At 71.7% G+C, this 22,413-nt stretch carries 24 protein-coding genes and 1 pseudogene; 19 read left to right on the forward strand and 6 right to left on the reverse strand.

Translation table 11 applies throughout. From position 1 onward, the window contains the following. Positions 1 to 77: 77 nt before the first annotated feature. The 6 genes and pseudogenes from ACIBK9_RS32410 to ACIBK9_RS32435 all read left to right on the forward strand — a co-directional run. Positions 78 to 266 (forward strand): annotated as a pseudogene (locus tag ACIBK9_RS32410) (hypothetical protein); the annotation flags it as partial. A gap of 57 nt (positions 267 to 323) precedes the next feature. Then, the gene (locus ACIBK9_RS32415; protein WP_397162594.1) at positions 324 to 1,094 is read left to right on the forward strand and encodes a zinc metalloprotease; all 771 of its coding nucleotides are present in this window, start codon (positions 324 to 326) and stop codon (positions 1,092 to 1,094) included. A gap of 24 nt (positions 1,095 to 1,118) precedes the next feature. Continuing rightward, positions 1,119 to 2,507, forward strand: a complete 1,389-nt coding sequence (locus tag ACIBK9_RS32420) for an MFS transporter (protein ID WP_397162483.1) — start codon at positions 1,119 to 1,121, stop codon at positions 2,505 to 2,507. A 90-nt stretch (positions 2,508 to 2,597) separates the two neighbouring features. Then, entirely contained in the window at positions 2,598 to 3,467 is an 870-nt protein-coding gene (locus tag ACIBK9_RS32425) for a hypothetical protein (RefSeq protein ID WP_397162484.1), read from the forward strand. Between the two features lie 124 nt (positions 3,468 to 3,591). Next, positions 3,592 to 5,346 (forward strand): DEAD/DEAH box helicase, encoded by a 1,755-nt coding sequence (locus tag ACIBK9_RS32430; protein WP_397162485.1) that lies wholly within the window; start codon positions 3,592 to 3,594, stop codon positions 5,344 to 5,346. A gap of 165 nt (positions 5,347 to 5,511) precedes the next feature. Next, positions 5,512 to 5,889, forward strand: coding sequence for an STAS domain-containing protein (locus ACIBK9_RS32435; RefSeq protein ID WP_397162486.1), 378 nt, complete (start codon positions 5,512 to 5,514; stop codon positions 5,887 to 5,889). A 6-nt stretch (positions 5,890 to 5,895) separates the two neighbouring features. Here the strand turns inward: ACIBK9_RS32435 and ACIBK9_RS32440 are convergent, their stop codons facing one another. From ACIBK9_RS32440 to ACIBK9_RS32450, 3 genes are all read right to left on the reverse strand, one after another. Next, positions 5,896 to 6,405: a hypothetical protein gene (locus ACIBK9_RS32440; RefSeq protein ID WP_397162487.1), complete on the reverse strand. Its 510-nt coding sequence runs from the start codon at positions 6,403 to 6,405 to the stop codon at positions 5,896 to 5,898. Between the two features lie 166 nt (positions 6,406 to 6,571). Beyond that, on the reverse strand, positions 6,572 to 7,141 hold the full coding sequence (locus ACIBK9_RS32445; protein ID WP_397162488.1) for a nicotinamidase: 570 nt from the start codon (positions 7,139 to 7,141) through the stop codon (positions 6,572 to 6,574). A gap of 14 nt (positions 7,142 to 7,155) precedes the next feature. Next, positions 7,156 to 8,439: a nicotinate phosphoribosyltransferase gene (locus ACIBK9_RS32450; RefSeq protein WP_397162489.1), complete on the reverse strand. Its 1,284-nt coding sequence runs from the start codon at positions 8,437 to 8,439 to the stop codon at positions 7,156 to 7,158. A gap of 46 nt (positions 8,440 to 8,485) precedes the next feature. On the opposite strand from ACIBK9_RS32450, the gene clpS reads away from it, so the two are divergent. The 5 genes from clpS (at position 8,486) to ACIBK9_RS32475 (ending at position 11,087) form a co-directional block, all read left to right on the forward strand. Further along, positions 8,486 to 8,779, forward strand: a complete 294-nt coding sequence (gene clpS, locus ACIBK9_RS32455; protein WP_352350112.1) for an ATP-dependent Clp protease adapter ClpS — start codon at positions 8,486 to 8,488, stop codon at positions 8,777 to 8,779. Positions 8,780 to 8,789: 10 nt separating this feature from the next. Further along, positions 8,790 to 9,314 (forward strand): DUF2017 domain-containing protein, encoded by a 525-nt coding sequence (locus ACIBK9_RS32460; protein WP_352350114.1) that lies wholly within the window; start codon positions 8,790 to 8,792, stop codon positions 9,312 to 9,314. Between the two features lie 9 nt (positions 9,315 to 9,323). Beyond that, the gene (locus ACIBK9_RS32465; RefSeq protein WP_352327704.1) at positions 9,324 to 9,725 is read left to right on the forward strand and encodes a M67 family metallopeptidase; all 402 of its coding nucleotides are present in this window, start codon (positions 9,324 to 9,326) and stop codon (positions 9,723 to 9,725) included. 140 nt (positions 9,726 to 9,865) lie between these two features. Then, positions 9,866 to 10,138, forward strand: coding sequence for a MoaD/ThiS family protein (locus ACIBK9_RS32470; protein ID WP_352350116.1), 273 nt, complete (start codon positions 9,866 to 9,868; stop codon positions 10,136 to 10,138). Position 10,139: 1 nt separating this feature from the next. Continuing rightward, entirely contained in the window at positions 10,140 to 11,087 is a 948-nt protein-coding gene (locus tag ACIBK9_RS32475; RefSeq protein ID WP_358283538.1) for a cysteine synthase, read from the forward strand. A 48-nt stretch (positions 11,088 to 11,135) separates the two neighbouring features. Here ACIBK9_RS32475 and ACIBK9_RS32480 read toward each other — a convergent pair whose 3' ends face one another. Then, positions 11,136 to 12,983: a DUF3352 domain-containing protein gene (locus ACIBK9_RS32480; protein WP_397162490.1), complete on the reverse strand. Its 1,848-nt coding sequence runs from the start codon at positions 12,981 to 12,983 to the stop codon at positions 11,136 to 11,138. Between the two features lie 85 nt (positions 12,984 to 13,068). Beyond that, the gene (locus ACIBK9_RS32485; protein WP_352350122.1) at positions 13,069 to 13,395 is read right to left on the reverse strand and encodes a hypothetical protein; all 327 of its coding nucleotides are present in this window, start codon (positions 13,393 to 13,395) and stop codon (positions 13,069 to 13,071) included. Positions 13,396 to 13,532: 137 nt separating this feature from the next. Here ACIBK9_RS32485 and ACIBK9_RS32490 point away from each other — a divergent pair, with 137 nt between their 5' ends. The 3 genes from ACIBK9_RS32490 (at position 13,533) to ACIBK9_RS32500 (ending at position 15,983) form a co-directional block, all read left to right on the forward strand. Then, positions 13,533 to 14,324: a thioesterase family protein gene (locus ACIBK9_RS32490; RefSeq protein ID WP_364324666.1), complete on the forward strand. Its 792-nt coding sequence runs from the start codon at positions 13,533 to 13,535 to the stop codon at positions 14,322 to 14,324. Between the two features lie 85 nt (positions 14,325 to 14,409). Beyond that, a complete protein-coding gene (gene murI, locus ACIBK9_RS32495) occupies positions 14,410 to 15,234 on the forward strand; it encodes a glutamate racemase (protein WP_387645872.1) in 825 nt (274 codons plus the stop codon). Continuing rightward, positions 15,231 to 15,983: an MBL fold metallo-hydrolase gene (locus ACIBK9_RS32500; RefSeq protein ID WP_357971117.1), complete on the forward strand. Its 753-nt coding sequence runs from the start codon at positions 15,231 to 15,233 to the stop codon at positions 15,981 to 15,983. Before murI ends, ACIBK9_RS32500 begins: the two co-directional genes overlap by 4 nt. Here ACIBK9_RS32500 and ACIBK9_RS32505 read toward each other — a convergent pair. Then, positions 15,968 to 17,221 carry an MFS transporter gene (locus ACIBK9_RS32505; RefSeq protein WP_397162491.1) on the reverse strand — a complete coding sequence of 418 codons (1,254 nt, stop codon included), beginning with the start codon at positions 17,219 to 17,221 and terminating at the stop codon, positions 15,968 to 15,970. The genes ACIBK9_RS32500 and ACIBK9_RS32505 overlap by 16 nt on opposite strands. A 53-nt stretch (positions 17,222 to 17,274) precedes the next feature. Here ACIBK9_RS32505 and rph point away from each other — a divergent pair, with 53 nt between their 5' ends. The 5 genes from rph (at position 17,275) to ACIBK9_RS32530 (ending at position 22,306) form a co-directional block, all read left to right on the forward strand. Beyond that, positions 17,275 to 17,994: a ribonuclease PH gene (gene rph / locus ACIBK9_RS32510; protein WP_358283918.1), complete on the forward strand. Its 720-nt coding sequence runs from the start codon at positions 17,275 to 17,277 to the stop codon at positions 17,992 to 17,994. Then, on the forward strand, positions 17,991 to 18,581 hold the full coding sequence (rdgB, locus tag ACIBK9_RS32515; RefSeq protein ID WP_358283548.1) for an RdgB/HAM1 family non-canonical purine NTP pyrophosphatase: 591 nt from the start codon (positions 17,991 to 17,993) through the stop codon (positions 18,579 to 18,581). Before rph ends, rdgB begins: the two co-directional genes overlap by 4 nt. A 46-nt stretch (positions 18,582 to 18,627) precedes the next feature. Beyond that, positions 18,628 to 20,271: a molybdopterin-dependent oxidoreductase gene (locus tag ACIBK9_RS32520; RefSeq protein ID WP_397162492.1), complete on the forward strand. Its 1,644-nt coding sequence runs from the start codon at positions 18,628 to 18,630 to the stop codon at positions 20,269 to 20,271. 119 nt (positions 20,272 to 20,390) lie between these two features. Then, on the forward strand, positions 20,391 to 22,040 hold the full coding sequence (locus tag ACIBK9_RS32525; protein WP_397162493.1) for a toxin glutamine deamidase domain-containing protein: 1,650 nt from the start codon (positions 20,391 to 20,393) through the stop codon (positions 22,038 to 22,040). After that, positions 22,037 to 22,306: a hypothetical protein gene (locus tag ACIBK9_RS32530; protein ID WP_357971121.1), complete on the forward strand. Its 270-nt coding sequence runs from the start codon at positions 22,037 to 22,039 to the stop codon at positions 22,304 to 22,306. Before ACIBK9_RS32525 ends, ACIBK9_RS32530 begins: the two co-directional genes overlap by 4 nt. The last annotated feature ends 107 nt before the right edge of the window (positions 22,307 to 22,413 follow it).

The raw sequence follows: 22,413 nt of genomic DNA on the forward strand, positions 1-22,413 counted from the left end.
TGTTGCTGAAGCCCAATCCCCTCGGGTAAGGCTACGGTCGGTAATCTGACCAGCCCATACCGTCACGGGGGGATTGCATGGCCCGGCGCGCGACCGCCGTCTCGTTGGCATGCCTGCTGGCGGCCGGGCTCGCCCCGCCGCTCCCGCTCGACGCCACCCCGACGTCGCCCTGCCAATCGTCGGCCGCGCGCCTGAGCACGCGTCCGACCGCGCGTCCGACCGCGCGTCCGACCGCGCGTCCGACCGCGCGTCCGACCGCGCGTCCGACCGCGCGTCCGACCGCGCGTCCGACCGCGCGGCCGACTGCGCGCCCGACTGCGGGCGTGCCCAAGGCGACCGGCCCGCGCTCGCCGCTCCCCGAGGACGTCGCCAAGGTCATGGCCGAGCTGAAGGTGCGGCTGCGCGGGGTGGCCGTGCCTGCGCACATCACCGTGCCGACCCGGGTGGTCGTCCTCACCGACGGCCGCCGCAAGGTCTCCGAGCAGGCGGTCAAGGCCCAGATCGACGTGCTCAACGCCGCCTACGCCGGCCGCAACGGAGGCGTCGACACCGGCGTGCGCTTCAAGCTGGAGTCGGTCTCCGTCAAGGAGAACGCCGGCTGGTTCACCGACCCCGTCGGCGGCGAGAAGGACATGAAGACCCGCCTGCACCAGGGCGGCGCCCAGACGCTCAACCTCTACATCGCCCAGCTCAGCGAGCTCATGCTGGGCTTCGCCAGCTACCCCTACTGGTACGCCGGCGCCCCCGCCCTCGACGGCGTCGTGATCGACTGGCGCAGCCTGCCCGGCGGCCCGATGACCAACTACGACAAGGGCTACACCGGCGTCCACGAGATCGGCCACTGGCTCGGCCTGTTCCACACCTTCGAGAACGGCTGCGACGAGCCGGGCGACGGCATCGCCGACACCGCCCCCGAGGCCCGCGCGACCGAGGGCTGCCCCGAGGGCAAGGACACCTGCGCCCACGCCGGCTCCGACCCGATGCGCAACTACATGGACTACACCCACGACCGGTGCATGTCGGAGTTCACCCAGGGGCAGGCCGACCGCATGCACGAGATGTGGACGGCCTACCGACGCAGCGCAGATGCGTAGTTTGGGGGCAATTACGATGTGTAGGTGACAGCACCGAAGGCAATCGACGCTCCCGACACCTCACCCCCGATCCTCGGGCCCCAGTACCGCACCGCCACCTTGGGGATCCTTCTGGTGGTCACGCTGATCGCCTTCGAGGGCATGTCGGTCGGCGTCGTCATGCCGGCGGTCTCGGCCGACCTCGACGCGCTCAACCTCTACGGCATCAGCTTCTCGGCCTTCCTCATCGCCAGCCTGTTCGCCAACGTGGTCGCCGGGCTCTGGTCGGACCGGCGCGGCTACCCGCTGCCGTTCCTCGTCGGGGTGGTGCTGTTCGTCGCCGGGATGGCGCTGGCCGGCGCGGCGGACGCCAAGGAGCTGTTCCTGGTGGCGCGGGCCGTCCAGGGGCTGGGCGCCGGTTCCTCGATCGTGGCGCTGTACGTGATGATCGCCCGGGTCTACCCGGCGGTCGTGCGGCCCAAGGTCTTCGCGGCGCTGTCGGCCGCCTGGGTCGTGCCCTCGATGGTCGGGCCCGCCGTGGCGGGGGCCGTCGCGAAGGAGTGGGGCTGGCGGTTCGTCTTCTACGGGATCATCCCGCTGGTGGTGCCCGCGCTGGTGATGCTCGTCCCGGCGCTGCGGATGGCCACGCCGGGGGAGGCCGACGAGAGCCCGCGCGGGCCGCGTTCGCAGCCGCTGGCGATGACGCTGGCCGCCACGTCCGCCGCCGGCGGCGCGGGCGTGCTGCTGTGGGGCGTGGACGAGCTGCACAAGCAGCCGATGATCGGCACGGCCGCCACGCTCGGCGGGCTGGGCTTCCTCGTCTACGGCCTGCAGCGGCTGCTGCCGCCGGGCGCGCTGCGGTTCGGGCGCGGGCTGCCCACCACCGTGCTGCTGCGCGGGTTCTTCTCGGCCGCCTTCTTCGGGGTGAACTCCTTCATCCCGCTGGTGCTCACGTCGGTCAAGCTCTTCGACGCCAGGGCCGCCGGGATCGCGCTGACCACGGGCGCGCTCGGCTGGTCGGCGGGCTCGTTCCTGCAGAGCAGGCGGACCGCCGAGCCGCACCGGCGGATCAGGCTCGGGGCGGTGTGCGTCACGGCCGGGATCGTGATCGCGCTGTTCGCGGCGCTGCCCGCGGTGAGCGGCTGGATCGCGGTGCCGGCCTGGATCGCGGCCGGGTTCGGCATGGGCCTCGGCATGACCACGGTCAGCGTGACCGCGCTCAGGCAGTCGCCGGTCAGCGAGCAGGGCGCCAACTCCGCGGCGCTGTCGGTCACCGACATGCTGGGCTCGGCCCTGACCGTGGGCCTGGGCGGCGCGGTGATCAACTTCATCGGGCACGGCTCCGGGCAGATCGCCACCGGATTCGTGGTGATCTCGGTCCTCATGGCGCTCATCGGGCTGGCCGCCACGTTCCTGGCCGCCCGCACCCGCTGATCGTGTGATTCTGCCCCTCCCGCCACAGCGATCACGGATCGCCAGATCTTCGTCCCGAGGAGTGATAGGACAACGGGACGAGGAGGTGTCATGGAGGATGATCACCGGGTCTGGCCCCCCGCTTCCGGGCCTCGGCACCGCCGCACTCCTCCCCAGGACGCGGACTTCCCGGACGACCCCGACACCGACGACACCGACGACGACGACGACGGCGAGGAGACCCAATGGCCGCCGCGCCGGGGGCGCGACCCGTACGAGCGGACGGCGTGGAACCCGCGGATCCGCAGGACCGTCCCGTTCGACCCGCCGGCCGACCCGCTGCCGCCCTCGGCCCGCCGCCACGCCACCCCCTCCGAGCCGCTGCCGCCCTCGGCCCGCCTCTACGGCACCCCCGCCGACCCCGGCCCGCTGGAGCAGGCGCCGCGGCGCGGACGGCGTCTGGCCGGCGTCCTGGTCGCGCTGGTGGCGGCTGGGGGGCTGGTCGCGGGGGTGAGCGCGGTGGCGTCCCGGCTCGCCGCGCCGCCGCCGCGGCCCGACCGGCTGAGCGACGCCGTGGCCGGCGTGACGCTGCGGCTGCCGCCCGGCTGGAGCGCCGGGACGGTCCCGCCCGTCACCGGCTTCACCTCGGTCGCCAGGGACGGCAACGGCGCGCTGGTCATGGCCAGGCGGGTCGCCGAGCCCGTGCCGAACGCCAAGAAGGCCGCGGGGGAGGCCGCCGAGCTGTACTCCAGGCTGCTGCTCAAGGGCGACAAGGTCACGGTCGTCGACGACCGGGACATCCCGCGGGGACACACCCGGGCCCTGCGGGCCGAGTACCAGGACGTCGTCAACCGGCCCGCGTTCCTGCGCGTGATGCTTCTCACTCGCGCGGACCGCGCCGTGCTGCTCGTCGGCCTGCTCCAGCCCGAGGCGGCCACCGGCAGACAGGCGCTCGACGCGGTGATGACGAGCTTCAGATAAGCCACATAGCACGTAGGGAAGACCTTGGCCAGAATCCTCGGTGCACGGCACGTCTTGTCGGTGAGCCCGATTACTCTTGGGTCACTGTGAGAGAGCGAAGCACACGAACCCCAGAGGTGATGCGGTGAGCACCTTCGCCGCGTCCCACCTTTCGCCTTCCTATCCAGACCGCGCCGCGTGGGGCACCGCGCCCAAACTGCGCGCCTGGCAGCAGCAGGCGTTCGACCTGTACTTCAGGCGCGAGCCGCGTGACTTCCTCACCGTGGCCACCCCCGGCGCGGGCAAGACGACCTACGCCCTGCGCATCGCCAGCGAGCTGCTGGCCAACGGGGTGATCAGGGCCGTCACCATCGTCACGCCCACCGAGCACCTCAAACGCCAGTGGGCCGACGCCGCCGCCCGGGTCGGCATCGGCATCGACCCGGAGTTCAAGAACAGCCAGGGCACGACCTCGCGCGACTACACCGGGGTGGCGGTGACCTACGCGCAGGTCGCGATGCACCCCGCGCTCCACCGGGCGCGCACCGAGGCCCGCAAGACGCTGGTCATCTTCGACGAGATCCACCACGCGGGCGACGCCAAGTCGTGGGGCGACGGCGTGCGCGAGGCGTTCGAGCCCGCCACCCGCCGGCTCCAGCTCACCGGCACGCCGTTCAGGTCCGACGACAACCCGATCCCGTTCGTCGGCTACGAGGAGGACGCCGAGGGCGTCAAGCGCAGCGTCTCCGACTTCTCCTACGGCTACGGCCCGGCGCTCGACGACGGCGTCGTCCGTCCGGTGATCTTCCTGGCCTACTCCGGCGAGATGAAGTGGCGCACCCGCGCGGGCGACGAGATCGCCGCCACGCTCGGCACCCCGCTCACCAAAGACCAGCTGTCCCAGGCGTGGCGGGCCGCGCTCGACCCCAAGGGCGACTGGATCCGCCAGGTCATGCAGGCCGCCGACCGCCGCCTGACCGAGATCCGCCGGGGCGTGCCCGACGCGGGCGGCCTGGTGATCGCCACCGACCACGAGACCGCCCGCGCCTACGCCCGCCACCTGCGCAACATCACCGGCGAGGGCGCGACGGTGGTCCTGTCCGACGACCCCGGGGCGTCCAAGAAGATCAAGCAGTTCGCCGCCTCCCACGACCGGTGGCTGGTGGCCGTCCGCATGGTCTCCGAGGGGGTCGACATCCCGCGCCTGTGCGTGGGCGTCTACGCCACCTCGACCTCCACCCCGCTCTTCTTCGCCCAGGCCGTGGGCCGGTTCGTGCGCGCCCGCAAGCGCGGCGAGACCGCCTCGGTCTTCCTCCCCTCGGTGCCCACCCTCATGGGGCTGGCCAACGAGATGGAGGTCGAGCGCGACCACGTGCTCAACAGGAAGCCCCCGGAGGACGGCCTCGACGACAGCCTGCTGGAGCAGGCCAACCGGCAGAAGGACAACCCCGACGTCCTGGGTGACGAGCTGCCGTTCGAGACGATGGAGACCTCGGCCACCTTCGACCGGGTGCTCTTCGACGGCGGCGAGTTCGGCACCGGCGCGGAGATCGGCTCGGCCGAGGAGGAGGACTTCCTCGGCCTGCCCGGCCTCCTGGAGCCCGACCAGGTGGCCACCCTGCTCCGCAAGCGCCAGTCCGACCAGCAGGCCGCCAAGCGCCGGCAGAGCCCGGCCGAGCAGCCCAAGGAGACGCTCGCCCCGCACGAGCAGATCGCCGAGCTCCGGCGCGAGCTCAACGGCCTGGTCGGCGCCTGGAACCACCGCACGGGCCAGCCCCACGGCGTCATCCACGCCGAGCTGCGCCGCGCGTGCGGCGGCCCGCCGATCGCGCAGGCCACGGCCGAGCAGATCCAGGAGCGCATCGACGCCATCCGCCGCTGGGCCACCCAGCGGCGCTAGCCGCGCCCCCTTCGCCGGTTCCCCGCGAACCGGCGAAGGGGTCCGGCGGGGGTCCGGCAGGGGACCCTGCACATTTGGACACAGAGCAGTGACCTTCCGTTAGAAGGCCGGCCAGAACGGCAACAACCCTCTTGGCTGTCTTGGGATACCAGAAGGATCTTGCCCATGTCGTCTGAGGCCCCCGGCAGGTCGACCCTCACCGTCGCTTCCGGCCTCTCCCGAAACGCCGTCATCATCCGGCTCGAAGGCGAGCTCGACGTCTACGCCATCCCGGTCCTGCGCGAGCACATGCAGCGCGTGTGGGAGCTGCCGGCCAAGCCGTTCCTGATCCTCGACCTCGGCGCGGTCGCCTTCTGCGACTCGATGGGCATGAACGAGCTCGTCGAGGTCATGCAGCGGTGCGAGTCGAGGGACACCAGGCTGCTGCTCGCGGGGGTGCACGGGGTGATGGCCCGGGTGTTGTCGATCACGGGGCTGCGGCACGCGTTCGAGGTGTTCACCAGGTTCGACGACGCCCTGCGGCTGGCCGTGGCGACCCTCTAGGAGGCTCTAGAGGCCGGCGGGGGCCGGGATCCTCTTCCCGGAGCGGCCGTCCACGGGGATGTAGCGCTCGTCGCCCGGCAGCGGGACGGTCAGCGCCGCCCGGCCGTCCTTGACGCGGACGGGAAGGGTGCGCACACCCTGATGGTCACCGTTCAGCGGCCCCTCGTGCACCCACACCAGCAGCCGGCGGCCCTCCGGACGGGCGATCACCTTGGCCGTCGCGCACTCGCGCGGCGCGGCCGACCACGACAGCACGAGCTGCCGCCCGACCTTGGCCCACTGGGGGATCGGGGTGCGCTCGTCGCAGGCGGGCAGCGCGGGCGCCGGCGGCATGTCGTGGGCCACGACGGCGGGGCCGTGGCCGGAGGGCACGTCGCCCATCGCGACCGTCGCGACCTCCAGCAGCGCCAGCGTCACGACCGCCCCCACCCGCGCCCCCGGACGGCCCTTGACGAGCACCCAGAGGGCGAGAGGGGCGAGCAGCAGCCAGGCCGCGCCCAGGGAGATGGCAAGCATGAGAAACCTCGCACAGGATGAAGAGATATGACTCTACGTACTACTTCGACTGCGGAGAGGTTAGGTCATCCTTGAATATCACATGACCGCAGGGTTGCGCACTGTGTACCGTCCGTGATCAGGCTCGGTCGCGGCACAACCGCGGGTCGTCCCCGGGCGGGGCCGGTCAGCCCGCCTTGGGCGTGCCCTCCAGCGTCACGCCCGCGGCCTCCATCTGGGCCATGGCCGACTGCGTGGTCGCCGGGGAGACGCCCGCCGTGAGGTCGAGCAGCACGCGCACGGCCAGCCCGTTGGCCGCCGCGTCGAGCGCGGTCGCCCGCACGCAGTGGTCGGTGGCGATGCCCACCACGTCGACCTCGGTCACCCCGCGCTCGCGCAGCCAGTCGGCCAGCGGCGCGCCGTCGCCCGAGGCGCCCTCGAAGCCGCTGTAGGCCGCCGCGTGGGCGCCCTTGCTGAAGACCTCCTCCACCTCCGACACGTCGAAGGAGGGGTGGAAGTCGGCGCCGGGGGTGCCGGCCACGCAGTGGGCGGGCCAGGACGTGACGAAGTCGGGGGTGTCCGAGAAGTGGGTGCCGGGGTCGACGTGGTGGTCACGGGTGGCCACGACGTGGTCGTAGCCGTGCTCGCCGAGATGGCGGGTGATCGCGGCGGCCACCTCCGAGCCGCCTGCCACGGCCAGGCTGCCACCCTCGCAGAAGTCGTTCTGCACATCGACGATGATCAACGCGGTGCCCATAAGAGCACGATACGTCAGACGAACTCCGTGGGGATCGCCGCGTACCCCCTCCCGAGGTGCAGCGCCTCCTGGGGGAGCAGCGCGACGGCAGCGGCGTGGCGGTCACGGGCGGCGGACAGGGGCTCCCGGCCGACGACCTCGCCGTCGCGCACCAGCTCGTGCAGCAGGGGGATGCCGCCGTCGGGGACGACGCCGCCGGTCGTGATCAGCTCGGTCTCGACGTGCCCGCCGTCGTCGAGCAGCCGGTACGCCTCCTTGCGCCCCCCGCGCGACGGCTTGCCCACCGACCGCTTGGCCACGGCCTCCAGCCGGCCCGCCCCGGTCTCCCGCGCCACCAGCTTGTACACCAGGGCCGCCGTGGGGACGCCGGACCCGGTCACCAGGGAGGTGCCCACGCCGTAGCCGTCCACCGGGGCGGCGGCGAGCGCGGCGATGGCGTACTCGTCGAGGTCGGAGGTGACCACGATGCGGGTGTCGAAGGCGCCGAGCGAGTCGAGCAGCTCGCGCACCTCCTGCGCGGCGGCGGCCAGGTCGCCGGAGTCGATGCGGACCGCGCCCAGCTTGTTGCCGGCCAGCTCGACCGCCGTGCGCACCGCCTGCTCGACGTCGTAGGTGTCCACCAGCAGCGTGGTGCCCACGCCGAGGGAGGCGATCTGGGCCTCGAACGCGTCCCGCTCGGAGTCGTGCAGCAGGGTGAACGCGTGCGCGGCCGTGCCCGCGGTGGGGACGCCGTACATGTGGCCGGCCATGAGGTTGGAGGTGGAGGCGAACCCGGCGATGTAGGCGGCGCGGGCGGCGGCGACGGCGGCGTACTCGTGCGTGCGGCGCGAGCCCATCTCGATGAGCGGGCGCTTGCCGGCGGCGTTGGTCATGCGGGAGGCCGCCGAGGCGATGGCGCAGTCGTGGTTGAGTATCGACAGCGTCAGCGTCTCCAGCAGCACGGCCTCGGCGAAGGTGCCCTCGACGATCATGATCGGGGAGGCGGGGAAGTACAGGTCGCCCTCGCGGTAGCCGTAGACGTTCCCGGAAAACCGGTAATCGGCGAGAAACGCCAGAGTCGATTCGTCGACCACCTCCTGCTCGCGGAGAAAGGTGAGTTCTTCGTCACCGAAACGGAAGCGTTCGAGCTCGTCCAGGACGCGTCCGATGCCAGCCACGACCCCGTACCGGCGGCCGCCCGGCAGGTGTCTGGCGAACACCTCGAAGACCGCGCGCCGGTGCGCCGCGCCGCTGCGCAGTGCCGCCTGGAGCATCGTCAGCTCATAGTGATCTGTGAGCAACGCAGTGCTCATGGTCATTCTCACGACTCGAAGACTACGACCCAGATAGGGCAGACTCGGGGATGTGGGTAGCACCGCTCCAATCACCGTCGAGCGTCCGTCATCGGACGTCCGGCCCGATCTGCCATGGGTGACCATCGTCTGGAACGACCCGGTCAACCTCATGTCCTACGTGACCTATGTCTTCCAAACCGTCTTCGGCTACACCAAGGAGAAGGCGGAGAAACTGATGCTGGACGTCCACCAAAAGGGCAAGGCGGTCGTGTCCAGTGGCACGCGCGAAGAGATGGAACGCGATGTGCAGATTCTTCACTCCTACGGCCTGTGGGCGACGGTCCAGCCGGATTCGGTCAAGTGAGGCGGCGGCAGTGAGTTCGGGGTTCTCGGCCGGGCGGAACGGCTCGGTCATCGCGCAGTTCGAGGCCGCCGAGGTCTCGCTGTTGCGCTCGCTCGTCTCGATGCTGCTCGGCCTGGTCGCGCCGGGGGAGACCAGCGACGATCCACTGGAGCGGGCGCTCGGCATCGGGGCGGCCCAGGCGCCCACCGACCCGGTGCTGGCCCGGCTGTTCCCCTCGGCCTACGAGGACGAGCAGGAGGCCTCGGAGTTCCGCCGCTACACCGAGGCCACGCTGCGCGACGGCAAGCGCGCCGACGCCCAGACCGTCCTGGACACCGCGCGACCGGGCGGCGCCGAGCTGACGCCGGAGCAGGCCCAGGCGTGGCTGCGCTCGCTCAACGACGTGCGCCTGACGCTCGGCACCAAGCTCGACGTGACCGAGGAGGTCCACGACGAGATCGCCATGATGTCCGAGGACGACCCCCGCTACCCGGCCTACGTCACCTACGACTGGCTGACCTACCTCCAAGACAGCCTGGTCCGCGCCCTCTGGTAGCTTCCGGGCATGCTCACGATCTCGCAGGAACTGGTGGACAAGATCGTCGCGCACGCGCGGGCCGACCATCCCGACGAGGCGTGCGGGGTGATCGCGGGCCGCGACGGCGTGCCCGAGCGGTTCGTCCCGATGGAGAACGCCGAGCGTTCGCCCACCTTCTACCGGTTCGACTCCATGGAGCAACTGCGCGTCTGGCGGGAGATGGACGACCGCGACGAGGAGCCCGTCGTGATCTACCACTCCCACACCGCCACCGAGGCGTACCCGTCGCGCACCGACGTGTCCTACGCCTCCGAGCCGCAGGCCCACTACGTCCTGGTCTCGACCAGGGACGAGAACGAGGTCGAGTTCCGCTCCTACCGGATCCTCGACGGAGTGATCGAGGAGGAAGAGGTAAGATTCCTCCCATGATGGTCCGGCCGGTGCAGAGCTACCTCTTCGCGCACACCCCGGCCGTCGTCGTCTACGACTGTCGCTGATCTGGAATCCGTACCAAGCCATCGGTGTTGCCGCCGATGGGACGACGACCAGATAAGAGGAGAATGACCGCGATGGCCATCGAGGTTCGCATTCCCACCATCCTGCGCACCTACACCGACGGCGCCAAGGCCGTCGACGCCGAGGGCGCCACCCTCGACGAGCTGATCAGCAACCTTGAGTCGCGCCACCCCGGCATCAAGGACCGCCTGGTCGACCAGGGCAGCCTGCGCCGCTTCGTCAACGTCTACCTCAACGACGAAGACGTGCGCTTCCTCGGCGGCCTCGGCACCCCGGTGTCCGACGGCGACACGGTGACCGTGCTGCCCGCCGTCGCCGGCGGGTGACATGCGGTTCGACTCGCTGATCGACTCGGTCGGGCGCACGCCGCTCGTCGGGCTGCCCCGGCTGTCGCCCTCGCCCGAGGTGCGCGTCTGGGCCAAGCTCGAGGACCGCAACCCGACCGGGTCGATCAAGGACCGGCCGGCGCTGTGGATGATCGAGCAGGCCGAGAAGGACGGCCTGCTCACGCCCGGCTGCACGATCCTGGAGCCCACCAGCGGCAACACCGGCATCTCGCTCGCGATGTCGGCCAAGCTCAAGGGCTACCGGCTGATCTGCGTGATGCCGGAGAACACCTCCGAGGAACGCCGTCAGCTCCTGCGCATGTGGGGCGCGGAGATCATCTCCTCGCCCGCCGCGGGCGGCTCCAACGAGGCCGTCCGCGTGGCCAAGGGCCTGGCCGCGGAGAACCCGTCCTGGGTGATGCTCTACCAGTACGGGAACCCGGCCAACTGGCGCTCCCACTACGAGACCACCGGCCCGGAGATCCTGGCCGACCTGCCCACGGTCACCCACTTCGTGGCCGGGCTCGGCACGACGGGCACGCTCATGGGCGTCGGCCGCTTCCTGCGGGAAAGGGTGCCCGGCGTGCAGATCGTCGCCGCCGAGCCGCGCTACGGCGAGCTGGTCTACGGCCTGCGCAACGTCGACGAGGGCTTCATCCCCGAGTTGTACGACGAGTCCGTGCTGACCACCCGCTTCTCCGTCGGCTCGGCCGACGCGCTGCGGCGCACCCGCGAGCTGCTGGCCGCCGAGGGCATCTTCGCGGGCGTCTCGACGGGCGCCGCGCTGCACGCCGCGCTGGGCGTGGCCGGGAAGGCCGTCAAGGCGGGCGAGCGGGCCGACGTCGTCTTCGTGGTGGCCGACGGCGGCTGGAAATACCTGTCCACGGGCGCCTACGAAGGCACCCTGGAGGAGGCGGAAGACCGCCTCGAAGGCCAGCTCTGGGCCTGAGGACATGAAGAAGGGGGCGGCCGGGACGGCCGCCCCCTTCTTGTCCGGTCAGTTGAACAGGACCCGCAGCGAGAAGTCCGCCTCGGTGGCGCTCTGCTTGCCGCTCAGCCCGACGGCCCGCAGGACCTGCACGTTGGCCTTCTCGTCGCCCTCCATGCTCTGCAGGTACAGGTGCTCGACCTTGTCGAGGTCCACGAAGAGCGCGAAGGTGGCCTCGCCGGCGTCGGGGATCGCGGTCTGGAACGTCTCGGAGTCGCCCAGCGTGCCCTCCTCGGCCAGCTTCTTGGCGTACTCCTCGCTCGTCGCCGCCGTGAAGACGCCGTCACCGGGCACCTTGGCGAGCTGCGGAGCGGGCTGCCCGCTGGCCGCCAGCGCCTTCTCGATCTTGCCGACGACCGCCTGGGCCTTGGCCGGGTCGGTGACCACCCGGACGCCCGCCTTGATCTGGTCGCCGTCCAGGCCCTGGCTGTCCACCGCGACCGTGAAGTTCTTGCCGAGCACCGTGGCGAGGTCGCCGGGCAGGTCGAGGCCGAACTTGGTCTTGGCCTGGTCGAGGAGCTGCTGCACCTCGGCGCCGCCGCCGGCCGCGGCCGACTTCTGGATCTGGGCCCACTGGCTGGTGATCATCTGGTCCAGGCCGGAGACCGACAGGGCCCCGGCGGTGCCGGCGGGCAGCGTGCCCAGGGTGGCGGGCTGGAGGTCGTCCGAGGTCACGCCCTTGGCGCCCCTGACCAGGCCGGCCAGCTCGACGTAGGCGCTGTCGAAGCGTAGCGCGCCGGCGAACCGGGCGTCCTTGATGGGCTCGATGCTCGCGGCCTGCTCGGCGGGGATGGGGGTGAGCTTGGCCAGCGCGCCCATGTCCGCCCAGAACGACAACACGCCCTGCTCGCCGACGTCGCCCATGTCGTCGTTGAACTCGCTGTTGTCGGCGAGGGTGGCCTCGCCCTTCGCGAACTTGTCGGCCAGCGCCTGGGTCGAGGACAGCAGCGCGTAGTCGTCGCGGAAGGCGATGCCGTACTTGTCGCCGTCCATGAGCTTGGCGATGCCCGCCTTGGCCTGCGCCTGGTCCTTGACCTGCACGGCCACCGCGAAGTCGGGCTCGGACTTGCCGGAGGGCACGGCGGCGAAGCCGACCCTGCTGCCCAGCCACGGGTCCACGTCCTTGGCGAAGTCCACCTTCTTCTCGCCGCTGTCGTTGACCAGGTTGAACAGGGCCTGACGCGGGTCCTCGCCGGTGAAGGAGCCCTTGGTGACCGTGAACTTCCTGGCGAGCTGGAACAGCGCCAGCTTCTGGTTCGCGGCCGGGTCGAGGTCGAGGCGGGCGTAGGCGATCGCGTTGGCGGGCAGGACCTCGTTCGGCTGCGTGCCGCCGCCGCCGATCGCGCCCACGGCCCACACCGCGCCGCCGCCGAGCAACACCACCGCGAGCGCCGCCGCGCCGGCGATCAGCCAGCCCTTGCGGCCGCCCTTCTTCGCCGGCTGGGGCGGGCCGAAGCCCTCGGGGCCCTGCTGCTGCCAACCTTGCTGCCCGTACTGGTCCTGCTGCTGCCAGCCCTGCTGCTGGTGCTGCTGCGCGTAGGGGTCCTGCTGCGGCCAGCCCTGTTGCTGGGCGTGCTGGTCCTGCGGCGGCCAGGTCGGCTGTTGTTGTTGCTGCTGCTGTTGCCAGCCCTGCTGGGCCTGGCCGCCGTACGGGGCGCCGTAGGCGGGCTGCTGGCCGTAGGCGGATTGAGGGCTGTAAGCCGGCTGCCCGTACGAAGCCCCCTGCCCCGGCTGCGGGGCCTGCTGACCATACGGCTGCTGGTACGGCTGCTGCTGCTCCTGCGGCTGGTCCCAGCCTCCTCGGTACGCCGTGGTGCGCTCAGGATCCTGGCCAGGTGGGGGATTATTCGCAGACATCACTCAACTCACAATGTGGACTTTTGACCACAGAGAAGGTAGCTGATGTTGCTAGATGGCCGCTTGCAATGTGCTGAAGTCGGGATCAGGCCCGGTTCAGCTCTTTTTTCAGCACATCGAGGTGGACTTCGCCATCTGTCCAGTCCGTCACGCAGGCCCAGGGGACGAACGTGCACCCGGCGTAGACCGTCCGCGCCAGCGTCTTGGACAGCCAGGGCGAGCGGCCCTGACGGTCGCGGGTGAGCCCGAGCAGCACGGGCGCCCGCCGTCCCGAGACCACCAGCCCGTAGACCGTCTGGCTCTGCTGGAGGCCGCCCCTGTGCTTGTGCGCGCGGATGTCGACCACGTGACCGACCCAGATCCCGTTGGAGTCCCACACCGACTGACCGATGAGTTCGGTGACAGTTGCCATGATCGAACTGTCCCATCCGGGTGGTGTTTCCGCAGGTAGGCGCGCTGATGGCGGAACGGCGTGGTGCGAACGCCGCAGCCCCGCGTAAAGTGGGGGGACTACTAGAATATAGTTCCGTACGGTGAAGGCAGGGCGGGATGACCAAGTTCGACGAGGCCACACAGGCGATCAGGGTCGACGAGACCACCTATGACGTGTGCCTCGACCCCGGATACTCCATCGGCGGCCCGCTCAACGGCGGCTACCTTATGGCCGTCGTCCTGCGCGCCGCCGTGGACGCCTCGCCGTTCGAGCACCCGGTGAGCACCACCTCGCAGTTCCTCAAGTCACCGGTCGCCGGCCCCGCCCAGGTCCGGGTCGAGCCGCTGAAGTCGGGCCGCACGGCCGCGTTCGCCAGAGCCACCCTCGTCCAGGACGGCGTGCCGCAGATCGAGAGCCTGATCACCACCGCCACCCTGACCGGCGCCGACCCCGTCTACACCGACGCGCCCTCGGTCGTCATGCCGTCCGTCGAGGAGTGCGTCAAGCTGCCCGACCCCAAGCCCGAGAACAACATGACCCTCAACGCCCAGATGGACATGCGCTTCGACCCGCCCACCATCGCCTGGCTGGCCGGCGAACCGACGGGCAGGCCGGAGTCGCGGGCGTACTTCAGGATGGCCGAGCCGCAGGACGCCGACCCGTACGTGCTGGCCCTGGCCGTGGACGCGCTGCCGCCCGTGGTGTTCTCCGCCGGCGCCCGCGGCTGGGCGCCCACCGTCGAGCTCACCTGGCACCTGCGGGCCCTGCCCGCCCCCGGCTGGCTCACCCTGATCGGGAGCGGCCGCCTCATTTCGGACGGCTGGTTCGACGAGGAGGTCGAGGTCTGGGACTCCGCGGGCCGGCTCGTCGCCCAGTCGCGCCAGCTCGCCAGGGTCGGAAGGGGCTGATGTGAGCAACCCGACAGTCGCGCCTTCATCAGGTGTGAGCATTCTTACGCGGTGTTGATCGAGCAGGTCGCCTACCCTCTAGAACGTGCCGGACGAGAGTATTGGGATCTTCGACAGCGGGGTGGGCGGCCTGACGGTCGCGCGCGCGATCATCGACCAGCTCCCCCACGAGTCGATCACCTACGTGGCCGACACGGCCCGCCAGCCGTACGGGCCGAAACCCATCGCGGAGCTGCGCGCCTACGCCCTTGAGGTGATGGACCACCTCGTCGAGCAGGACGTCAAGATGCTCGTCATCGCGTGCAACAGCGCCAGCGCCGCCGTGCTGCGCGACGCCCGCGAACGCTACGACGTGCCGGTCGTCGAGGTGATCCAGCCCGCCACCAGGCGCGCGGTGCGCGCCACCCGCACCGGCCGGGTCGGCGTGATCGCCACCCAGGCCACCATCACGTCGCTGGCCTACCACGACGCCTTCACCGCGGCCCCCGACGTGCAGCTCACCGGCGTGGCCGCGCCCCGGCTGGTGGAGTACGTCGAGCGCGGGGAGACAATGAGCAAGGAGCTCATCGACGTCCTGCGCGACTACCTGGAGCCGATCAGGGCGGCCGGCTGCGACACGCTCATCCTCGGCTGCACCCACTACCCGCTGCTCACCGGCGCGATCTCCTACGTCGTCGGCGACGGGGTCACGCTGGTCTCCAGCGCCGACGAGACGGCCAAGGACGTCTACCGGATCCTGCACGACCGCGGACTGGCGGCGGGAGGCGAGGCCACCCCCCGGCACCGCTTCCGCGCCACCGGCGACTCCCAGCTCTTCGCCCGCCTCGGCAGGCGGTTCCTGGGCCCGGAGATCGACGTGGTCGAAGTCGCGCCAGTGGGGGGTACTACCTTTAGCGGGAGGCCCACATGAAGGTGACCATCGTCGGATGCTCGGGCAGCTACCCCGGCCCCGACAGCCCCGCGTCCTGCTATCTCGTCGAGGCCGAGGGGTTCAGGATGCTGCTCGACCTCGGCAACGGGTCGCTCGGCGCGCTCCAGCGCCACATCGGCCTCTACGACGTGGACGCCATCTGCCTGTCCCATCTGCACGCCGACCACTGCCTCGACGTCTGCGGCTACCACGTGGCCCGCACGTACGGGCCCGACGCGCCGTACCCGCCCGTGCCGGTCTACGCGCCCGAGGGGGCGCCGGCCCGGCTCGCGGCCGCGTACGGGATGCCGGACGAGCCCGGCCTGGAGACCGCCTTCGACTTCACGCCGCTGTCGCCCGGCTCGTTCGAGGTGGGGCCGTTCGTCGTCACCGCCGGCCTGGTGAACCATCCGGTCGAGGCGTACGGGTTCCGGGTGGCCAGCGACGACGTGTGCATGGCGTACTCGGGGGACACCGGGGAGTCGGCGGAGCTGGTCAAGCTGGCCGCGGGGGCCGACCTCATGTTGTGCGAGGCGTCGTTCGTCGAGGGGCCCGACCTGCCGCCCGACCTGCACCTGACCGGCCGTCAGGCGGCCGAGCACGCGGCCAAGGCCAACGCGGGCAAGCTGGTGCTCACCCACCTGGTGCCGTGGAACGACAACGCGAGAGTGCTGCAGGACGCGTCGAGGGGCGGCTACGCCGGGCCGATCGAGCTGGCCCGCAGCGGCGCGGTCTACGACCTGGCCTGAACGTCGTCGAAGTCGCGTAATCGGGGCAGCGGCGAGAACAGCAGCGGCACGAACGACACGACCCGGCCGATCATGAACACCCATAAGGCCGTCCGCACGCCGAACTGCTGGGCGACGATCCCGCCGAGCAGCGCGCCCAGCGGGACCGAGCTCCACATCAACGACCGGAACGAGGCGTTGACCCGGCCCAGCAGCTGCTCGGGGACCGTCGTCTGCCGGTAGGTGATCTGGCCGACCGTGCTCAGCGCCGCGCTCCACGACAACGCGATCGAGGTGACGGCGAAGAACGCCACCCGCCAGTCGGCCTGGGTCATCGGCAGCAGCAGGGCGAAGGGCGCCGGCACGGTGAGGGAGAGCCAGGTGATCCTGGCCGTGCCGACCTTCCTGGCCAGCAGCGCGCCGAGCAGGCCCGCGGTCACGCCGCCGAACCCGCCGGACATGAGCAGCACGCCGATGAGACCGGGCGCCAGCCCCACCTCATCGGCCAGGAACAACACCGACAGGCCGAGCACCGCGCCGACCGTCAGGTTCGTCAGCACCGAGGACGCGGCGAACATGCGCAGCAGGCGGTCGCGCCACACGTGGCGCAGCCCCACGCCGATGCCGCGCAGCAACGGCTCGGGCTCGTTCGCGGCCGGCGGCTTGTCCGGGGTCTTGATGGTGCTGAGGAACAGCGCCGACGTCAGCGAGCCCAGCGCGGTGGCGAACATCGTGAACGGCGCGCCGACGAGCTGCACCAGCAGGCCGCCGATGCCCGGCCCGGCCAGGAAGCTGCCGGAGCGCACCACCTCCAGCTTGGAGTTGCCGTCGCTGAGCTGCCGCGTGCTCACCAGGCTGGGCAGGTACGTCTGGTCCGCGACGTCGTTGAACACCTGCGCAGCACCCGCCAGGAAGGCGACCGCGAACATCATCCCGATCGACAGCAGGCCCAGGTGCGCCGCCAGCGGAATGCTCGCCAGCAGCACGAACCTGGCCAGGTCGGTGACCATCATCACGCGGCGCCGGCGCATCCGGTCGACCCACACCCCCGCGGGCAGGCCGAGCACGAGGAACGCGGCGGTCTGCAGCGCGGACAGCAGAGCCACCTGGGCCGGCTGCGCGTGCAGCGTGACGACCGCCACCAGCGGGAGGGCCACGCGCGAGATATTCGCTCCCAGTTCGTTCCCCACGTGCGACGTCAGGAACCGGAGGAAGTCAGGGTTTCGCAACACCCCCGTTGTCATTGCGTAAGGATCCATGTGTCGGACACATTTGGTCAAGAGTGTCGTGCCGCGGAGATAGGGTGATCTGCATGTCCCGACAGGATGGCCGCAACCCCGACCAGCTACGCCCCATCACCATCACCCGGCAGTGGCTGGCGCATGCCGAGGGTTCGGTCCTCGTCGAGTTCGGCGGCACGCGGGTGCTCTGCGCGGCCTCGGTGCAGGACAGCGTGCCGCGCTGGCGCAGGGGCAGCGGGCAGGGCTGGGTCACGGCCGAATACGCGATGCTGCCGCGGGCGACCAATACCCGTAATGATCGGGAATCGGTCCGCGGCAAAATCGGCGGGCGCACGCACGAGATTTCCCGGTTGATCGGAAGATCACTTCGCGCGTGCGTCGATTACAAGGCTCTGGGCGAAAACTCCATTGTGCTCGACTGCGACGTTCTCCAGGCCGACGGCGGCACCAGGACCGCCGCGATCACCGGCGCCTACGTCGCGCTCGCCGACGCCGTCGCCTGGATGAAGGCGCGCAAGATGTGCCCGGGAGACCCGCTGATCGGCTCGGTCGCGGCCGTCTCCGTCGGGGTTGTCGGCTCGGTCCCCATGCTCGACCTGTGCTACACCGAAGACGTCGCCGCCGAGACCGACATGAACGTCGTGATGACCGGCGAGGGCGCCTTCGTCGAGGTGCAGGGCACCGCCGAGGGCGTGCCCTTCGACCGCGCGGCCCTCGACCAGCTGCTCGACCTGGCCGCCGCCGGGTGCGAGGAGCTGACCCTGATCCAGCAGGAGGCGCTGAGCGCATGAAGATCGTGCTCGCCACCCGCAACCCGGGCAAGATCGCGGAGCTGCGGCGCATCCTCGCCGGGTTCGAGATCGTCGGCCTGGAGGAGTTCCCCGAGATCGGCGAGGTCGCCGAGACCGGCGTCACCTTCGAGGAGAACGCGCTGCTCAAGGCGCACGCCGTCGCCAACGGCTCCGGGCTGCCGGCCGTGGCCGACGACTCCGGGCTCTGCGTCGACGTGCTCAACGGCATGCCCGGCGTCTTCTCGGCCCGCTGGTCCGGCCGCCACGGCGACGACCAGGCCAACCTCGACCTGCTGCTCGCCCAGCTCTCCGACGTGCCCGCCGAGAAGCTGTCGGCGCACTTCGCCTGCGCCGCCGCGCTCGCGCTGCCGTCCGGTGAGCACCGGGTGGTGGAGGGCACGCTGCCCGGCCACCTGATCACCACCCCGCGGGGCACCAACGGCTTCGGCTACGACCCGATCCTGGTCCCGCTCGGCCACGACCGCACCACCGCCGAGCTGTCCCCTGACGAGAAGGACGCCATCAGCCACCGGGGCCGCGCCTTCCGCGCGCTGGCGCCGATCGTGCGCGACATCGTCGGCTCGTAACCACCGCGTAAGAACCTGCTGACCACGGGCGACGTAACGTCGTACCGTGCAGAAGAACGAGACGGTGCCCGCCTGGGCCGGCGCCCTGGCGGGGCTCACGGCGGGCGCGCTGGCGCTGGGGATCGCGCAGCTCGTCGCCGGGCTCGCCGGTCCTGAGACCTTTCCGGTGGTGGCGGTGGGGGACGCCGTCGTCGACCTGACGCCGGCGCCGGTCAAAGATTTCGCGATCAACACGTTCGGGGAGAACGACAAGACCGTCCTCATCGGGGGCGTGCTCGTGGTGCTCGCCGGGATCGCGGCCCTCATCGGCGTGCTGGCGCGGCGGCGGCTCGCGTACGGGTACGCGGGGCTGGCCCTGTTCGGGGTGGTGGGGGTGGCCGCGGTGCTCACCCGTCCTGGGGCGGCGGCGGTGGACGTGCTGCCCACGGTGGCCGGGGTCCTGTGCGGGGGGCTGGCGCTGGGGTGGCTGCTGCGGCGCGCGGGTAGTGGTCGCCGTACGGCCACGGCGGGTCCCGAGATCGGTGGCGCGGGCGGTGTCGGCGGCGAGGGCTCCGAGGTCGGTGCGGGCGGTGAGGGGGCTGTGAAGCGGCCGGCTGTGATGCGGGCCGGGGTGGGGGAGCGCGGTTTCGACCGGCGGCGGCTGATCACCGGGGTGGCGGGCGGGATCGTGGTGGCGGGGGCGTCGGCCGCGCTGGGCCGCCAGCTCGGCGGGCGGCGGGAGCTGGCCGCGACGCGGGGGAACCTGGCGCTGCCCAGGCCCGCGACGCCCGCCCGCCCCCTTCCCCCCGGTACGGACTTCCGCATCCCCGGCCTGTCCTCCTTCATCACGAAAAATCAGGACTTCTATAGGGTTGATACGGCGCTCGTCGTCCCCCAGGTGGACCCGCGCGCCTGGCGGCTTCGCATCCACGGCATGGTGGACAGACCGGTCGAGATCACCTACGCCGAGCTGCTGAACCTGCCGCTCACCGAGGCCGACATCACCCTGACCTGCGTCTCCAACGAGGTGGGCGGCCCGTACGTCGGCAACGCCCGCTGGCTCGGCGTGCGCATGGCCGACCTGCTGCGCCGTGCCGGGCTCCAGTCGGGCGCCGACATGCTGCTGTCCACCTCCGACGACGGCTTCACCTGCGGCACGCCCGTGGACGTCGTGATGGACGGCCGCGACGCCCTCTTCGCCATCGCCATGAACGGCGAGGCGCTCCCGTTCGAGCACGGTTTCCCCGTCCGCCAGGTGGTGCCCGGCCTGTACGGGTACGTGTCGGCCACCAAGTGGGTGGTGGACGTGAAGGTGACCCGGTTCGACCAGGACCAGGCGTACTGGACGCCACGCGGCTGGGCCGCCAAGGGGCCGATCAAGACGGAGTCGCGCATCGACGTCCCGAAGAGCGGCGCCTCGCTCAAGGCCGGGCGCACGACCATCGCCGGGGTGGCGTGGGCCCAGCACACCGGGGTGGACGCCGTCGAGGTGCGGGTCGATCGCGGCGAGTGGCGGCAGGCGCGGCTGGCCGCCGTGCCGGGGCCCGACACCTGGCGGCAGTGGGCGCTCGACTGGGACGCCACCCCCGGGGAGCACATGATCGAGGCGCGGGCCACGGACGCGGCCGGTCACACCCAGACCGAACGGCAGGCGCCGCCCGCGCCCGACGGCGCCAGCGGGTGGCCGGCCGTGACGGTCCAGGTGGCCTGATTCGCGGACGTTTGCGCAGGTAAAGCCGTTCCCCCTGACGGATAATCTTCCCCACTTCCCCCTCTCGGACGCGACGGCGGCCCTACGATCGGTCGTCCAAGCAGGACAGGAGGCAGGACGTGGTCCGCGAACGCAAGTCGAGCGTCCGAGGGGTCCTTCCGGAGGGGCAGTACAACCCGGTGGTGGGGGAGGGGGTCCGGTGGCTCGACTACGAACGTGCCGCCGAGGACGTGCCCGGCGAAGCGCCCGCCACGACCGAGGTCCCCTCCTCCCGTGAGGGCTCGGCCCCCTTAACGCCCGCCGCCTCCAGCGCCCCCGACGAGGAGCCGCCGCCACCCGGCCTCCGTACGCAGGCCCCTCCTCCTTCCCGCCCGTCCCCCCAGCCCGCCGCAGCCCCCGCCCCTGGCGTGGCCTCCGCCCTGGACGTGCTCACCGGTCTCGCCACCCGCCCGGCCCCGGCCCGCGCCGGCACGCCGTACGGCCTGACGTTCAGCCTGAACACCCTCAACCGCCTCGCCCTCCCGGACGAACGGGAGGACGCACGTCCCGGCCTGCCGCCGACGGATGTGCCGGACGGTCCGGCGCCGCCTGCCACCGAGCCGACCGGCTGCGACGCCGACGCCGGCGCGGCGACCGACGGGCAGACCGCCACAGAAGTGCCGAACGCCGGGGAGACGCGGACCGGCACGTCCGGACATCGGGAGGGGCGTCCTGACGCGCCTGACGCCCGGGAGCTCCCGGAGGAGGCGGCGTCGCGCACGACGGCTCACCCGGCCCGCGATCCGCACGGAGCCGCACCCGCGCCGGCCGCCCCGCGCGAGATCGGCCTGAACGGAGCCACCCCGCAGGCAGGCGCGGCACGCGGAAGCGACCTGCGGGAAGCCGCCCCGCAGCCGGGCAGCCTGCGTGCGGCCGGTCCGGGCAAGGGCGGCCCGCCTGGGGCCGGGCCGGACGCGCGGGAGCCAGGGGAGTTCCCAGGGGGCGGGACCGGTGGGCCGGAGACACCCGGGGGAGCGGTGACGCGGGGGTTCGGGGCGGCGGTCAGCGGGATGCGGCGGCTGGAGTTCGGGGAGAGGGACGGGGCCTGTGGCGCGGACGGACGGCATCCGCTGGAGGCCCGGATCGACCGGGCGAGGAACCGTGCCGCCGTCGACTGGTTCGAGGGCGCGCGGCGGCCGCCGAGGCTGGCCGACAGCCGGCCGTACGGGCTGCCCGGCGGGCTGGCACAGCCCGACCCGCAGGTGGAACGGGAGCTGAGGCAGGCGCTGGAGCCCGGCACCCGGTTCCCCGACCCGCGCGGCACCTGGGTCCGGCTGATCAACGGCGGCGGCCCGGCGGACGACCCGTTCCGGGCCTCCAACGCCGCCGACTGCGCCCTGGCCGTGCTGTCCACCTGGCACGGCGAGCCCGCCACCGCCGCCCCCAGGCTCCCCGAGTACGACGGGATCGGCCGTCCGCTGCTCACCGGCGAGAAGGGCGGAGCGGCCCGGATCGAGCGGTGGACCGGCCAGCGGTTCCAGTACGCGGGCCAGGGGCGGCACGCCTACCCCATGATCGCCCGGCGGTTGCTGGAGGCCGGGCACGGCGCGAGCGCGGTCATCGTGGTGCGCTGGCCGGGCGGCGGGTCGCACGTCTGGAACGCGGTCAACTCCGGCAGCGAGGTGATCTGGATCGACGCCCAGCGCGGGCACATGTCGGTCGAGCCGCCGTACGCGACGGTGACGGGGGTGTTCTGCATGATCCTCGACCGGCAGGGGCGGCCGCGATGAACATGGACCAGGCCAGGGCGCTGGCGGAGGAGTACGTCAACGGGACGCGTCCGCCGGACGAGCCGCTGTCGGTGGGCCTGTACGGCTTCCACGACGGGTACGTCGCGTGGATCCGGGAGCTCGACCCCGACGACCCCACCACCCTGCCGGACACGGTCGGCGGGGCGTGCATCGTGATCGACAAGGCGTCCGGGGAGGTCGTGGTGCGGCCGCTGCTGGACCCCGAGACCGTCGCCGAGCTCTGGCCGGGTCGCACCCCGCGCTGACCGTGTGGCACACGCGGGGCCGGGCGCCGCCCCCATGGGCGCCCGACCTGGCGGCACGTACGTGGCCGCCCCCCATGGGGCGTCCGACCTGGCGCCCGACCTGGCTT

The sequence above is a fragment of the Nonomuraea sp. NPDC050227 genome (assembly GCF_044459705.1).
In the GTDB taxonomy this organism is placed as follows: Bacteria; Actinomycetota; Actinomycetes; order Streptosporangiales; family Streptosporangiaceae; genus Nonomuraea.